The organism is Pseudomonas tensinigenes (assembly GCF_014268445.2).
Taxonomy (GTDB): Bacteria; Pseudomonadota; Gammaproteobacteria; order Pseudomonadales; family Pseudomonadaceae; genus Aquipseudomonas; species Aquipseudomonas tensinigenes.
The window spans coordinates 996,259-1,010,319 of the sequence record NZ_CP077089.1 but is presented as its reverse complement, the minus strand read 5'-3'; the positions used below and the strand labels follow the sequence as shown (position 1 = coordinate 1,010,319).

General features: G+C 61.3%; 11 protein-coding genes. 8 read left to right on the top strand and 3 right to left on the bottom strand.

The window, feature by feature from the left end:
• Nucleotides 1–264: 264 nt before the first annotated feature.
• The gene (locus HU718_RS04335) at nucleotides 265–1,542 is read right to left on the bottom strand and encodes an acetyl-CoA C-acetyltransferase (RefSeq protein WP_150709015.1); all 1,278 of its coding nucleotides are present in this window, start codon (nucleotides 1,540–1,542) and stop codon (nucleotides 265–267) included.
• 257 nt (nucleotides 1,543–1,799) lie between these two features.
• Here HU718_RS04335 and HU718_RS04330 point away from each other — a divergent pair, with 257 nt between their 5' ends.
• The 4 genes from HU718_RS04330 (at nucleotide 1,800) to HU718_RS04315 (ending at nucleotide 7,723) form a co-directional block, all read left to right on the top strand.
• Nucleotides 1,800–3,152: a 3-oxoacyl-ACP reductase gene (locus HU718_RS04330; protein ID WP_186612809.1), complete on the top strand. Its 1,353-nt coding sequence runs from the start codon at nucleotides 1,800–1,802 to the stop codon at nucleotides 3,150–3,152.
• Nucleotides 3,153–3,154: 2 nt separating this feature from the next.
• The gene (locus HU718_RS04325; protein WP_186612811.1) at nucleotides 3,155–4,009 is read left to right on the top strand and encodes a MaoC family dehydratase; all 855 of its coding nucleotides are present in this window, start codon (nucleotides 3,155–3,157) and stop codon (nucleotides 4,007–4,009) included.
• Nucleotides 4,010–4,307: 298 nt separating this feature from the next.
• On the top strand, nucleotides 4,308–5,918 hold the full coding sequence (locus tag HU718_RS04320; protein WP_186612813.1) for a collagen-like triple helix repeat-containing protein: 1,611 nt from the start codon (nucleotides 4,308–4,310) through the stop codon (nucleotides 5,916–5,918).
• Nucleotides 5,919–6,052: 134 nt separating this feature from the next.
• Entirely contained in the window at nucleotides 6,053–7,723 is a 1,671-nt protein-coding gene (locus tag HU718_RS04315) for a ShlB/FhaC/HecB family hemolysin secretion/activation protein (protein ID WP_034154780.1), read from the top strand.
• Nucleotides 7,724–8,390: 667 nt separating this feature from the next.
• On the opposite strand, the gene HU718_RS04310 is transcribed toward HU718_RS04315, so the two are convergent.
• Nucleotides 8,391–8,798: a response regulator gene (locus HU718_RS04310; RefSeq protein WP_095047381.1), complete on the bottom strand. Its 408-nt coding sequence runs from the start codon at nucleotides 8,796–8,798 to the stop codon at nucleotides 8,391–8,393.
• Nucleotides 8,799–8,869: 71 nt separating this feature from the next.
• Complete coding sequence (locus tag HU718_RS04305) at nucleotides 8,870–9,076, bottom strand: Flp family type IVb pilin (protein ID WP_186613097.1); 207 nt, start codon at nucleotides 9,074–9,076, stop codon at nucleotides 8,870–8,872.
• A 338-nt stretch (nucleotides 9,077–9,414) separates the two neighbouring features.
• On the opposite strand from HU718_RS04305, the gene cpaB reads away from it, so the two are divergent.
• The 4 genes from cpaB to HU718_RS04285 are packed head-to-tail and all read left to right on the top strand — an operon-like array spanning nucleotide 9,415 to nucleotide 14,046.
• Nucleotides 9,415–10,356, top strand: a complete 942-nt coding sequence (gene cpaB, locus HU718_RS04300; protein WP_150795297.1) for a Flp pilus assembly protein CpaB — start codon at nucleotides 9,415–9,417, stop codon at nucleotides 10,354–10,356.
• A 20-nt stretch (nucleotides 10,357–10,376) separates the two neighbouring features.
• The gene (locus HU718_RS04295; protein ID WP_095121996.1) at nucleotides 10,377–11,594 is read left to right on the top strand and encodes a type II and III secretion system protein family protein; all 1,218 of its coding nucleotides are present in this window, start codon (nucleotides 10,377–10,379) and stop codon (nucleotides 11,592–11,594) included.
• Nucleotides 11,591–12,781 carry a CpaE/TadZ family protein gene (locus HU718_RS04290; protein ID WP_102901613.1) on the top strand — a complete coding sequence of 397 codons (1,191 nt, stop codon included), beginning with the start codon at nucleotides 11,591–11,593 and terminating at the stop codon, nucleotides 12,779–12,781. The genes HU718_RS04295 and HU718_RS04290 overlap by 4 nt, the downstream gene beginning before the upstream one ends.
• On the top strand, nucleotides 12,778–14,046 hold the full coding sequence (locus HU718_RS04285; protein WP_007914641.1) for a TadA family conjugal transfer-associated ATPase: 1,269 nt from the start codon (nucleotides 12,778–12,780) through the stop codon (nucleotides 14,044–14,046). The genes HU718_RS04290 and HU718_RS04285 overlap by 4 nt, the downstream gene beginning before the upstream one ends.
• Nucleotides 14,047–14,061: the final 15 nt, after the last annotated feature.

Here is a 14,061-nt window from a genome sequence, read left to right as displayed (position 1 = left end):
CGATTGTTGGTATCGGCCGTTGAGGGCATTTGCGACAGAATCTGACATTTGCCATTCAGCCCTCTTACCCTCACCCCAGCCCTCTCCCCGAGGGAGAGGGGGCCGACCGAGGTGTCTGGCGTTATACATCGACCTGAAATACCGCGTCGATTATGGATTCGGTAAATCTCGATCAGGTCGGCGTATCTCTCAAACATCCCCCAATCTGTCCCCTCTCCCTTTGGGCGGTCCGACGTTTCGGGAGGGTTAGGGTGAGGGGCTCTTCTAGCGTTCGATGATGGCGGTGACGCCCTGCCCGCCCGCGGCGCAAATCGAGATCAGGCCCCGGCCCTTGCCCGCCGCATCCAGCAGCTTCGCCAAATTGGCGACGATACGCCCGCCAGTCGCGGCAAACGGATGCCCGGCCGCCAGAGAACTGCCCTTCACATTGAGTCGGCTGCGATCGATCGAGCCTAGCGGCGCGTCGAGGCCCAGGCGGGTTTTGCAGTACTCGGGGTCTTCCCAGGCTTTCAACGTACACAGCACTTGCGCGGCGAATGCCTCATGAATTTCGTAGTAATCGAAATCCTGCAAGGTCAGCCCGTTGCGCGCCAGCAAACGTGGCACAGCGTACACCGGCGCCATCAGTAGTCCTTCGGCGCCGTTGACGAAATCCACTGCCGCCGCCTCGCCATCGCGCAGGTAGGCGAGGATCGGCAAGCCACGTTCCTTTGCCCATTCTTCGCTGCCGAGCAGCACCACCGAGGCACCATCAGTCAGCGGCGTGGAGTTGCCCGCCGTCAGCGTACCTTTCGCGCTTTTCTCGAACGCCGGTTTTAGCGTCGCGAGTTTTTCCAGGGTCAGGTCCGGGCGCAGGTTGTTGTCGCGGGTCAGACCAAGGAACGGCGTCATCAGGTCGTTGTGCCAGCCTTCGCTGTAGGACGCGGCGAGTTTGTGATGGCTTTGGAGAGTCAGTTGATCCTGCTCTTCACGCGGGATCTGCCAGGTCTGCGCCATCAACTCACAGTGCTCGCCCATCGACAGCCCAGTGCGTGGTTCGCCGATGCGTGGGAAATCCGGAATCAGATGTCTGGGCCGCAGTTGCAGAAAGGTTTTCAGTTTGTCGCCGGTGGTCTTGCCGCGGTTGGCTTGCAGGAGGATTCTGCGCAGGCCTTCACTGACACTGATCGGTGCGTCAGAGGTGGTGTCGACGCCGCCAGCAATGCCGCAGTCGATCTGGCCGAGGGCGATCTTGTTTGCGACCAGGATCGCCGCTTCCAGCCCGGTGCCGCAGGCTTGCTGAATATCGTAGGCCGGCGTAGCGGGTGACAGACGTGAGCCGAGCACGCATTCACGGGTCAGACTCATATCTCGTGACAATTTCAGCACCGCGCCCGCCACCACCTCGCCGAGGCGCTGGCCGTGCAGGTTATAGCGTTCGATCAAGCCTTCAAGGGCGGCGGTCAGCATCGCCTGATTGCTGGCGGTGGCGTAGGGGCCGTTGGAACGGGCGAAAGGGATACGGTTACCGCCAATGATCGCGACGCGGCGCAGCTGACTCATGAATAACTCCTTTTCAAATTGATCGAATTTGATGCAGTCCCCTGTGGGAGCGAGCCTGCTCGCGAAAACGCCGGCACATTCAGCATCTTCAGTGGCTGACACATCGCTTTCGCGAGCAGGCTCGCTCCCACAATTACCGCGTTCCTCTGCAAGACCTGCTAAACCTCAGTGTCTAGCGTAGGCCTTATTGCGTGAATCGAACGATTGATTGCCGTCGGCAGTCCACACTTTGAACCCCAACTTCTGGAGAGCGTTCCATGTCTGACCGCTATATCGACTTCGCCAACTCGTCCATCGGCCATCGTCTGGTCGGGGCGCTGGGCCTGCCGTCGCCGGTGCGACTGGAACGCTGGCAGGCCGGGCGCCTGCGGCCGGTGGAAGGTGCACTGCTGATCGGCGGCGGACCGCTGGCCGAGCGCATCAGTGCCTTCGCCAACCGTTTGACCGACGGCATCTACCGTTACGGCGAACAACCGGAAACCGCCACCGAATGGATTCCCGGCCACGGCCCGAAACTCAAAGCCGTGGTGTTCGACGCCAGCGAATTGCTGCACACCGACCAGCTCAAGCAACTGCGCGAATTCTTCCAGCCGCTGATGAAAAACCTCGACCACAGCGCCCATCTGGTGATTCTCGGTCGCGCGCCGGAAACCCTAAGTGATCCGTTTGCCGCCAGCGCACAGCGCGCGCTGGAAGGGTTCTCCCGTTCGCTGGCCAAGGAACTGCGCAGCGGCGGCACGCTGCAATTGATCTATGTCGGCGAAGGCGCGGAAGATCAACTGGAAGGCCCGCTGCGGTTTTTCCTCTCGCCGAAAAGTGCGTTTGTGTCCGGACAGGTGATTCGCCTGACCGCTTGTGCGACGCCAGTGACTGACTGGACGCGCCCGCTGGCCGGGCGCAAGGCGTTGGTCACCGGGGCTGCGCGCGGCATCGGTGCGTCCATCGCCGAAACCCTGGCGCGCGATGGCGCCGACGTGATCCTGCTCGATGTACCACCGGCCAAGACTGATCTTGAAGCCCTCGCCGCGCGCCTCGGCGGGCGCGCCATCACCCTCGATATCTGCGCCGAAGACGCCGCCACGCAACTGATCGAACAGCTGCCCGACGGCCTCGATATTCTGGTGCACAACGCCGGCATCACCCGCGACAAGACACTGGCCAACATGACCCCGGAATTCTGGGACGCGGTGCTGGCGGTCAACCTCAATGCCCCGCAAGTGCTGACCAAAGCGCTGCTCGACAGCGGCACGCTGCAGGATGATGCGCGGGTCGTTCTGCTGGCTTCAATCAGCGGCATTGCCGGTAACCGGGGGCAAACCAACTACGCCGCGAGCAAGGCCGGGCTGATCGGTCTGGCGCAAGCCTGGGCGCCGACGCTGCAGGAACGTGGCATCAGCATCAATGCCGTCGCTCCCGGTTTTATCGAGACGCAGATGACCGCGCACATTCCGTTCGGCCTGCGTGAGGCCGGGCGGCGCATGAGTTCGCTCGGTCAGGGCGGCTTGCCGCAGGACGTCGCCGAAGCGGTCGCGTGGCTGGCACAACCGGGCAGCGGCGCATTCACCGGGCAGGCGCTGCGGGTCTGTGGACAAAGTGTTCTGGGGGCTTAGGCATGAGCATCGAATGGCACACGCTGGATCGCGAGCCGAGTCTGCCCGGGCTGTATGCACGGGCGGCGACGCGACGGAAAATCACCGGCACGCAATTGCCCGACAGCGGTTTGCGCTGTTGGGTCGATGTCGATGGCAAACGCCTGGCGGCCTATCGAAAGGTCTGCGGATTCGTCGATGATGGTCTGTTGCCACCGACGTATCCGCATATCCTCGCGTTTGCCTTGCAGATGCAATTACTCACGGCCAAGGACTTTCCGTTTCCGCTGCTGGGGTTGATTCATCTGAGCAACCGCATTCGCGTGTTGCGCCCGATGGGCGGGATCAGTCGGGCGCAGGTAAGCGTGCGCGTGACGAATCTGCAAGCGCATCCCAAAGGTGCGACGTTCGATCTGCTGACCACGCTGGATGACCAGCTCGGGCCGTTGTGGGAAGCCGAAAGCCAGATGCTCTGTCGCGGCGTGAAGCTTGAGGGCGAAGCTGTCGAACAAACCTGGGAACCCTCGCAATCGCTGGTGGAGGTGGCGCGCTGGAAAGCGCCGGCCGATATCGGCCGGCAATACGCCAAAGTCTCAGGAGACTACAACCCCATTCACCTGAGTGCAGCCAGCGCCAAGTTGTTCGGTTTTCCAACAGCGATCGCCCATGGTTTGTGGAACAAGGCGCGAACGCTCGCGGCGCTGGGCGATCATTTGCCCAAGGCCAACCTTGAGATCGCCGTGCACTTTCGCAAACCGGTGCGCCTGCCCAGTGAGGTGACCTTGCTGGCAAGTGCGGCGGGGTCCAGTGGTGAGTTGCGGCTGATCGGTGCACAAGAGCTGGAACACATGGTCGGGCAGTGGCAACCCATTGCCTGAGCACGCGGGACACCGTTAATTGTGTGTATATAACTTAAGTTTTCGCCGTCTCTCCTCCTTCCACTGAAAAAACCCGGGCCTTGATTATCAAGGCCTTTTTTTGTGCGGCTATATCGTGGGTATTAGTCCTTAGGCGCTGAACTTCGCCCTCTATATAAAGGCGTTAATACCAACTTGAGAATGGTCTGAAACCCGCCCCTGGACTGAGATTGAGCACAACGGACGAAGGCATCACCGGCATCAGATCGGCGAGCCATCGAGGTCAACGAACGTTGTGACAGGTGCAAGGAATACGATCATGAAAACTCAAGGCGTGTGGTGCAAATCGGCAATCGCTCTGGCATTGATTCTCTCCCTTGGCCTCACCGGGTGCAGCAGCGGTGGTGGCGGTCATAAAAGCAGTTCCGGCAGTTCCGCGGCGGACGGTACCGCTGGCACTGGCGGTACCTCGGATACTGGCGGTACGGGTGGCACCGGTGATACTGCCGGCACCGGCGGAACCGGGGGCACCGGCGATACTGCCGGAACCGGTGGCACGGGCGGAACGGGTGGTACTGGCGGAACAGGTGGTACAGGTGGCACCGATCCGACCAATCCAACCAACCCGACAGATCCGACCGATCCCACCAACCCGACCAATCCAACCACCACCCCGTTGGTGACCACCACGCTGGTGCAGGATGTCGGTAATACCGTCGCTGGCGTCGGCGATGGCGTTGGCCAGATCGGTGACTCGCTGAGCAGCGTTCCTGTTGTCGGTGGCGTTGTACAAAGTGCGGCCAAAACCGCCGGAAATGTCGTCAGCACCTTGGGTGACGGTGTCACCAATGGCGTTGGCAAACTGGCCACCGACCCGAATGGCCTGACCACCACCGTCGCTTCGGTCGGCGGCGTGGTGACTGATGTCGGCAACGGCGTGTCCGACCTCAGCGCCAAGCTGTCCACTGCGACTGGCAGCGTTCCAGTGGTGGGCGGTGTTGTGACCAAAGTCGCGCCGCTGCTTGATGGTGTCGGCGAGAAAGTCACCATGCTCGGCAATACCCTCGACACCACGCTGACCAACGGCCCGACCAGCCAACTGACGAACAAAGTCGGCGGCAGTCTGGTACCCGTGATCGCGATGGTCGAAAGCACCACGGACAAACTCGGCGCTGCCACCGGGCTCGGCGATCCACTCAAAGGCGCGATCTCGCAAGTCGGTGGCGCGGTGAACACCTTGGGCGGCAAGGTCACCGATGCGGGTAACGGCAATGCTTTGACCAACACCCTCGGCGGCGCGTTGAGCAATACCGGTACCGCGGTCGGCAAGGCTGGTGGTCTTGTGTCCAACGGCACCGGCTCGGGTACTGGTGGAGTGGGTGGTGGTCTGGGCGGCGGCCTCGGTGGTACTGGCCTGCTGCAAACCGTCGGCGGTGCCGTGGTCAACGTCGGCGCAGGGCTGAATGCCGGCAATACCAATGGCGTCGTCAGCGCCGGCGGCGTTACCGCTACCGGCCTCGGCAATACCGTCGCTTCGCTCAACACCGTACTCGGTGGATCGGGCACCCCGATCACCGCGACAACCTCACCTCTGGCCACGGTTGGCGCCACCTTGGGCACGGGTCTGAATCCGGTCACCAGTGCTGTAACCAACGTGACTCAACAAGTCGGCGCAGCGACCGGTATCGGAGCACCCGTCGCCGGTCTCACCGGCCAGGTTGGCGGTGCGGTCAGCAGTATCGGCACCACCATTGCCGCGACCAACAACCCGGTCACCACAGCGGTCGGTGGTCTGGTCACCAACGTCGGCGGCACCGTTGCCGCCGTCGGTGGACTGGTCAACGGCGGGACCAGCGGAGGTACCACTGGTGGCGGTCTGGGCGGTGTACTCGGTGGTCTGACTAATACTCTGGGAGGCAGCCAACGCTAAATTGCACCTGGCCGATTCGACGGCCTCACCTACAGCGCCTACGCTTGGTTGAGGGCGGAAGATTCCCACGAGTCTTCCGCCTTTTTTCTTAGGAGAATTCAGCCCAGTGCTGTGATCTGACCATGGAGTGTCCTATGCGCGTAATGGCATCCCTGCTGTTCCTCAGTCTCAGTTCCGCCGCCCTCGCCGACACCCTGCCCAGCTTTCTCAACAGCAACGAAACCATCCGCAACCTGCCGGTGCCGAACCTGCCCGCCGACGCCTATCGCCCGAGCGCCACGCCCGTGCAAGTGCCTGACGCTGGTGCCGCCGCTGCGCAACCGCTGTTGATGGAGACCAAGATCAATTTGCAAACCGTGCAGATCGAAGGCGGAACCCTCTACCCGCTCAACGAGCTCGCCGAAATCTACAAACCCCTGATCGGCCGCCAAGCCACCCTCGCCGAACTGATCGAAGCCACGCGCAACATCACTCGACGCTATCAGCAGGACGGTTACCTGCTGTCCTACGCGTTCTTGCCGCAGCAAAATTTCAATGACGGCGTAGCACGCGTGGTGCTGGTAGAAGGCTACGTTCGCGATATCCAGATCGAGGGTGATGTCGGCCGGGTCAGAGCGCTGCTCGACAAACTGGCGGCGAAGATCCAGGCCGAACGGCCGCTGACCCGCAAGACGTTCGAGCGCTACACCACGCTGATGACACGCATCCCCGGCGTGACGATCCAGGCCCAGGTGCCACCGCCCGGCACTACCGACGGTGCGACAACGCTGGTCGCCCAGGCCAGTCGCAAACCCTTCACCAGCACGCTGAGCACCACCGAAGACAACCGCAACGGCACCCAGGCCCTGCTCGGCGTCAGTAGCAATTCGCAAACCTCGATGGGCGAACAACTGACCCTCAGCGGTCTGTTTCCACCGGGTGACGATCATGAGCATTACTACCGCCTCGACTACAACCAGTTCCTCAATGACGAGGGCGCGCAACTGGCGCTGTCTGCTTCACGTTACCGCGCCGATCCCAGCACCGAAGTGCTCATCGACGGCGGTGGTCGACTCAGCACCCATCGAGAAAACGACCGCTACTCCATCGGGTTCACCCTGCCGTTGATTGCCGCCTCCAACGAATTGCTGACCGCCGGCTCGCGCCTGTACGCAGTCGATGACAAGACCCGCTACAACGGCATCAACTTCCCGTTCAGCACCGAGTTCCGTACCGACGTACGCGCTCTGGCTTTCGAAGGCGACTGGCGCAAAGCCGATGCCCGGCAACTGCGTATTCTCAGTGGCGGCGTGTATCAGGGTTTCGACAGCCTGGGCGCGCATACCAACTACGACGACATCGACCTCGATTTCTTCCGCGTACGCCTGTCCGGGGTGCAGAGCAACAAGTTCCTCGACAACTGGCAAGGCGTGCTTTCGGCCGCGCTGTACTGGAGCGACGACACCCTGCCCGACAGCGAGCGCGCGGTGTTCGGCGGGCAGAATTTCGGTCGCGGTTATCCCGACGATCAAGCGTCCGGCGACAAGGGCTGGGGCGTGGCGTACGAGGTCAACTACAGCTTCAACCGCGACGGCAACTGGGTGCGCATCCTGCAACCGTATGTCGTACTCGATCGCTCGCGCAGCTGGTTCAATGAACTGCCGGTAAAGGCCAACAATCTGTCATCGGCAGCAATCGGGCTGCGGTTTGGCGATGCCAAGTACTACAACATTGCGCTGGAAGCGGCGAAGGCGATGTCGGATGAAGCACTGGACACGTTCAATCGCAAGCCCAGGTACAGCATCAGTTTCAGTTACCAATTGTAAGCTGAAAAACCAGGAGGCTTCGGCAGCGGCGGGTGGAATGTACAACCGGCAGAAATGGGTCGGATTGCAGGCCGCCTTCGCGAGCAGGCTCGCTCCCACAGTTGAATTGGGTGCATACAAAGAGAGATTGGCCGGCTGTCAGGCCGCCATCGCGAGCAGGCTCACTCCTACAGTTGGATTGAGTGCATTCAGTTAGAAATTGGCCGGCTGTCAGGCTGCTTTCGTAGGAACGCCGCCCGGAGCAAGCTCGCTCCCACAGAAAAGCAAAAGCGACCCACGCCGCTCCTAGGCTTTTCACCACTCAACAGGATGAGCGTTAGCTCGGCTGCAGCTTTTGATCTTGACTCATCGGCCGCGTCGGCAGGCTGAGTGGAGGGATTGATCCGGGGGTGGGAGCGCAGCGACCGTTTGGCGAAGCCAAACACAGCGAGAGGAGGTGCAGCGAAGCAAACCGTAGGCGCTGCGCCCGGATCGATCCCGGAGCGAAGGAACCCCGAGCCCCAGCGAGCGGGCCGAACGTTGCGGCAAGCCTTTTTGGGTACTTTTTCGGCGTCTGGAAAAAGTGCCTCGCCGTAAGGGCGAAACCGCCAGCCGCAACACCCAAAAAAACGGATATTCACCCAAAACACCCAAAGCACGGTCGGCCCAGAGGCCGCCGAGCTCAACCTCAGCCAACCTGAACCTTAGGCTTGGGAAACAAATTATCCAGAGTCTCCAACAACCTGACGTAATAAATCGGCTTGCGAAACAGATCCACCACCTGCAACCGCAACAGATCACTGACGTCTTCCATATCCGCATGCCCCGACATCACAATCACCGGCAAATGCTGCCGAGAAGTATGCTCACGCAACCGCTTGATCAACGACATCCCGGACTCCTCCGGCATACGCAAATCAGTAATCACCAGCGCGATATCGGGATGGCGAGTCAGATGATGCAACGCCAGCTTCACCGACGTCGCCGCATGACAGACAAACCCCTCACCCTCCAGCAACTCCGCCAGTTCCAGCAACGCGTCCTCTTCATCGTCAACCAGAAGCAACTGTTGGCGGTGCGGCGAAGACGCGTTCATAGGCAATACCTGAAAGCTGAATGGAAAATCCATTGTAGTGCGATATCAGCCAGGTGCAGCGTTCCCATGACTCAAGGCGTCGGCCGTGTCACAACCGTACCATCAAGAGACGTCAAAATATTATTGAAGATCGCCAGCACCCTATCGCCAAGAGGGGTTACGAATGCCACAACCACGACGGCGACCATCGCCACCACAATGGCGTACTCGATCGCCGAAGCCCCTTCTTCGTTCTTGATGAACACCCGGGCTCTGGACATTAGATAGTCGAAAGTCATGCGAAACATAGGACTGCTCCTTTGCGCCTCTGGCGCTGATGTCACTACAACGGCAAAGAACCACCGTGCCATTTGAGCATTGTCAACAAACCCCCACCCAACAACTGTAAGAACGGATTAATCACAAAGGATTAATCACATCGCGAAGTTGCCGATTGCTGCTGTTAATTGGCCAAGACTCATACTTTAGTGGGTTATTTTCCTGTCACTAATGGCGTTTTGGCTCGGATCAGCTAGCGTGGAAATAGCGAAATAGTTGCATGTTCATAGCTGCCGGATTGGGAACTTCTCTCGTAAGCAAGTGCGGTGGGTAGTGCAGCAGGAAAGGGAGAGCCGTCATGAACAGTCGCGTCACCATGGGCCTTGCAGCCATCCTTATGCTTGGAGCGATCTTTGTCGGTTACTGGGGACTGGTGCTCAGTCGTCAACCGGCACCCGTCGCCGAGGCCCCCGTTGCCCCAGCCGTCACCGTTGAAAAAACTGTCGCGATCGCCGAAGACCAGGCCCGCCAACCGGTGGTGGTACTGCTGCACGACGTGCCACCCTTTACCGCGCTGACCGCTGCCGATGTCGCGGTGGAAAAACTGCGCAGTGCACCGGCCGGCAGCTTGAGCAACGTCGATCAGGCCATCGGCCGCACACCCTGGCGGCACCTCAGCGCCGGCACTTGGCTGAACGATGAAAGCTTCAGCGCCGGCGGCTCACTGGCACGCATGATTCACAGCGATGAACGCGCCCTCACCGTGGCCGTCGACGAAGTGATCGGCGCGGCCGGGCAACTGATCCCCGGGGATTACGTCGATGTCTTGCTCTACCTGCGCCAGGATTCCAGCAACCTCGAACAGTCGGCACAGATCGTTTTGCCGGCCATGCGCGTGCTGGGTGTCGGTGACCAGTACGGCCTGACCAACGACGGCCAACCCGCCTCGCCGGCCCTGAGCGCCGAGGAAAAACTCAAACAGGATCAACGCCGCATCGCCGCGCGCACCGTGGTGCTGGCGGTGCCCGAACAACTGCTCAGCCGACTGATGCTGGCAACGCAAGTCGGCACCTTGCGTCTGGCCGTACGCAGCAGTGAAGAACAACGCCTGGCCAAATACTGGGCCGGCGAAACTCAGGCGCCGGAGCATCTGAGCAGCGCCAACAGCCAACTCTTCCAGTTCACCCAACTGGCCTTGGGCGCTGGACCGAAAGCGCCTGCCGGCGGCGGTTCCGGCGCGGCCCCGAGGCCTGCCGTGGAAATCATTCGCGGCAACCAGATCACCCAACAAAACCCATGACTGCGCAAGGATCCAAGGGCATGCAGAGTCGTTCCAGGCCGACATTCAAACCCATGCTGCGCGCCCTGCTACTGATGGGCCTGTCGATGGACGCCGCGTTGGCGGCGGTCGGCAACTGTTCGGCACTGGGGCGCATGCCGCCGGTGATCGAAATCGGCGAAGGCTTTCAGCAGGATGTGCAATCGCCAGTGGCGATCACCCGTCTGGCGATTGGCGATCCGAAAATCGCCGACGTGCACGCCAACGGCAGTTCGTCCTTTCTGCTCACCGGTGTTGCGCCCGGCGCCACCAGCCTGATGGTCTGGACCTCGTGTTCAAGCGAGCCGCGCCAAAGCATGGTCTTTGTTCAGGGCGCCGCCACTGCCGCCATGACCGCCACCCTACCCTCGGATGACCCGAGCCTGCCGTCGCAAGTGCAGACCGACATCCGTTTCGTCGAAGTCAGCCGCACCAAACTCAAGGAAGCCACCGCCTCATTGATCGGCACGCGCGGTAACTTTCTGTTCGGCTCGCCCGGCACCCTGCCGCCGATTGACGGGGTGCCGCAGCCACGCCTGCCGGTGGACAACTCGCTGTTCAACTTCTCGTGGGTCGGCGGCAAGACCATGGCGATCATCAATGCGCTGGAAACCAGCGGCTTCGCCTATACCCTCGCGCGGCCCAGTCTGGTGGCACTGAACGGGCAGAGCGCAAGCTTTCTGGCCGGCGGTGAAATCCCGATTCCGGTGCCCAGTTCCGGCAGTGACAGCGTGTCGATCGAATACAAGGAATTCGGTATCCGCCTGACCCTGACGCCAACCATCATCGGCCGCGATCGCATCGCGTTGAAGGTCGCCCCGGAAGTCAGCGAACTGGACTTCAGCAATGCCGTGCAGATCGCCGGCACCACTGTGCCGGCCCTGACCATCCGCCGCACCGACACCAGCGTGTCACTGGGCGATGGCGAAAGCTTCGTCATCAGTGGCTTGATCAGCACCACCAACAGCTCGCAAGTGAACAAGTTTCCCGGCCTCGGCGACATCCCGGTGCTCGGCGCCTTTTTCAAAGGCTCGCAGATCAAGCGCGAAGAACGCGAACTGCTGATGATCGTCACCCCGCATCTGGTCCAGCCACTGGCCGCCGATGCGCAACTGCCGTCGTTACCGGGCGAAAAACTGCGTAATTACGATCCGAATTTCTACCGCATGTTCTTCCTTGAAAACGGCAACTTCGACAAGCGCAGCGGGTTATCGCAATGAGCCAGAGCCTGAGCCAGACCTTTCTCGCCATCACCCGCAACAGCACCGATCTGGAGTGGCTGCAAGGCGCACTCGCACCGTTGGGCCAAGTGGTCAGCGCCGGTGGCGGCAGCCTTGATGAACTGCTGGCGCTGGTGGACGTGACCTTTGCCAATCTGGTGTTCGTCGGCCTTGATCGCGAGCACGTGGTCGCCCAGAGCGCGTTGATCGAAGGCGCGCTGGAGGCCAAACCGATGCTGGCGATCGTGGCCCTCGGCGACGGCATGGACAATCAGTTGGTGCTCAACGCGATGCGCGCCGGCGCCCGGGATTTTGTCGCTTACGGTTCACGCTCCAGTGAAGTCGCCGGGCTGGTGCGGCGCTTGAGCAAACGCCTGCCGCCCGTGGCACCGAACACGCAACTGGGCGGCCTCACGGTGATGTATGGCGTGCAGAGCAGTTCCGACGGCGCACTGCTGGCCAATCACATGGCGTTGGTGGTGCAAAAAAGCGGTCAGCAAACCTTGTTGCTTGATCTCGGTTTGCCGCGCGGTGACAGCCTCGCCCTGCTCGGGCTGGAGAGTTCGTTCCACTTCGGCGATGCCTTGCGCCACTTGCGCAGGCTCGACGCCACGTTGATCGACAGCGCCTTCACCAGTGCCGAAGCCGGCCTGCGGATTCTCGCCTACGCCAGCAACGACGAGCCGCTGGAAAACACCAGCGCTGCCGAGCTGTACATGTTGCTCAGCGCCTTGCGCCAGCACTTCCAGCACATCGTCGTGAACCTCACCGGGCAGACCGACAGCGAAGCCTTGCGCACCTTTGTCAGCCACTGCGACAAGTTGCTCTGGTACACCGATCAGAATGTGCTCAACTGCCGACGCAACCTTGCCGTGCTCAATCTGTGGCGCGAAAAAGGCATGAAGCTCGACCACGGACGCCTGCTGATCGACCGCTACTTGAGCAACGTCGCGCCCGATTCGGACACCCTCGGCAAGACCTTCAACCTGGAAGTGATTGCCACGCTGGCCCTCACCCCGGAAGTTCGTCTGAACGCGAAAAACCAGGGCGTCAGCCTGTTCGAACTGGCCCCGCGAGAAAAACTCACGCAGAGCCTGCGCGCCCTCGGCGAACGTCTGGCGAAACGTTCCGAAGGCCTGGCCAAGCCCAAAGTGACCTGGTTCGACCGCTTGCGAGGCACCTCATGAGCGCAGAAAAACTCTTCGGTGCGGCGCCCCGCAGTGGCGTCGGCAACAGCGATCACGAAGGCCTGAAACTGGTCCTGCATCGCTACATCATCGACGCCCTCGAAGAGTCGGGGAAAAACCTGCTGGAAGGTTCACGCCAGCAACTCGCGCAATTTGTCACCGACAAAGTCGCCGAATACATCGCGCGTTTGCACTTGGCGATATCGCGCTACGAAATGGAGCGGCTGGCCGAAGAGATCGTCGACGAGCTCACCGGTTTCGGCCCGCTGGAAGTGCTGCTGCGCGATCAGTCGGTGACCGAAATTCTGGTCAACGGCCCGCACCGGGTGTTCATCGAACGCGACGGTGTGCTGCACCAGAGTGACCTGCGTTTTATCGATGCGCATCACGTCGAACGCGTGATGCAGCGCATCCTCGCGCCGCTCGGTCGGCGCCTCGACGAGTCTTCGCCGATGGTCGATGCACGCCTCCCGGATGGCAGTCGGGTCAACGCGATCATTCCGCCGATTGCCCTCGACGGCCCATGCCTGTCGATCCGTAAATTTCGCAAGGACATGCTCAAGAGCAGCGACCTGATGGCCATGCAAACCATCGACCTGTCGATCTTCGAGTTTTTCCAGAATGCCGTCGGCAAGCGCTGCAACATCCTGATCAGTGGCGGCACGGGCACCGGCAAAACCACGCTGCTGAATATTCTCAGCCAGTTGATCAACCCGCACGAGCGTCTGGTGACCATCGAAGACGTCGCCGAATTGCAACTCGGCCACCCACACGTGGTGCGCCTGGAGACCCGTCCGCCGAATGCCGAAGGCCACGGTGAAGTGAAGGCCAGCGACCTGATTCGCAACGCCCTGCGGATGCGCCCAGACCGAATCATCCTCGGCGAGATTCGTGGCGTCGAAGTGGTCGACGTCCTCACCGCGATGAACACCGGTCACGACGGCTCGATGAGCACCGTACACGCCAACAACGCCCAGGATGCCTTGCTGCGTCTGGAAACACTGGTCGGCCTGACCGGCCGCTCCATCGCCGAACGCACCCTGCGCCAGATGATCTGCGCCGCCCTCGACGTGATCATCCAGTTGACGCGCATGCCTGACGGGCGCCGCTGCGTCAGCGAGGTCGTGGAAGTGGTCGGCATTCGCGAAGATGTCTACGTCACCAACACCCTGTTCCGCCTCGACCGCCGCAGCGGTTTCGGCTTCCTGCGCGAAGCCGTCAATCCGGCCGGCGACAAGCTGCGCCACGAGGCCCATCTGGGCTGACGGCAAGGAGCACCG

Excerpts from the sequence above, each read along its gene's own strand:
- HU718_RS04285 (WP_007914641.1), top strand. The coding sequence starts at position 12,778 with ATGAGCGCAGAAAAACTCTTCGGTGCGGCGCCCCGCAGTGGCGTCGGC.
- HU718_RS04290 (WP_102901613.1), top strand. The coding sequence starts at position 11,591 with ATGAGCCAGAGCCTGAGCCAGACCTTTCTCGCCATCACCCGCAACAGC.
- HU718_RS04315 (WP_034154780.1), top strand. The coding sequence starts at position 6,053 with ATGCGCGTAATGGCATCCCTGCTGTTCCTCAGTCTCAGTTCCGCCGCC.
- HU718_RS04310 (WP_095047381.1), bottom strand. The coding sequence starts at position 8,798 with ATGAACGCGTCTTCGCCGCACCGCCAACAGTTGCTTCTGGTTGACGAT.
- cpaB (WP_150795297.1), top strand. The coding sequence starts at position 9,415 with ATGAACAGTCGCGTCACCATGGGCCTTGCAGCCATCCTTATGCTTGGA.
- HU718_RS04325 (WP_186612811.1), top strand. The coding sequence starts at position 3,155 with ATGAGCATCGAATGGCACACGCTGGATCGCGAGCCGAGTCTGCCCGGG.
- HU718_RS04320 (WP_186612813.1), top strand. The coding sequence starts at position 4,308 with ATGAAAACTCAAGGCGTGTGGTGCAAATCGGCAATCGCTCTGGCATTG.
- HU718_RS04335 (WP_150709015.1), bottom strand. The coding sequence starts at position 1,542 with ATGAGTCAGCTGCGCCGCGTCGCGATCATTGGCGGTAACCGTATCCCT.
- HU718_RS04330 (WP_186612809.1), top strand. The coding sequence starts at position 1,800 with ATGTCTGACCGCTATATCGACTTCGCCAACTCGTCCATCGGCCATCGT.
- HU718_RS04305 (WP_186613097.1), bottom strand. The coding sequence starts at position 9,076 with ATGACTTTCGACTATCTAATGTCCAGAGCCCGGGTGTTCATCAAGAAC.
- HU718_RS04295 (WP_095121996.1), top strand. The coding sequence starts at position 10,377 with ATGCAGAGTCGTTCCAGGCCGACATTCAAACCCATGCTGCGCGCCCTG.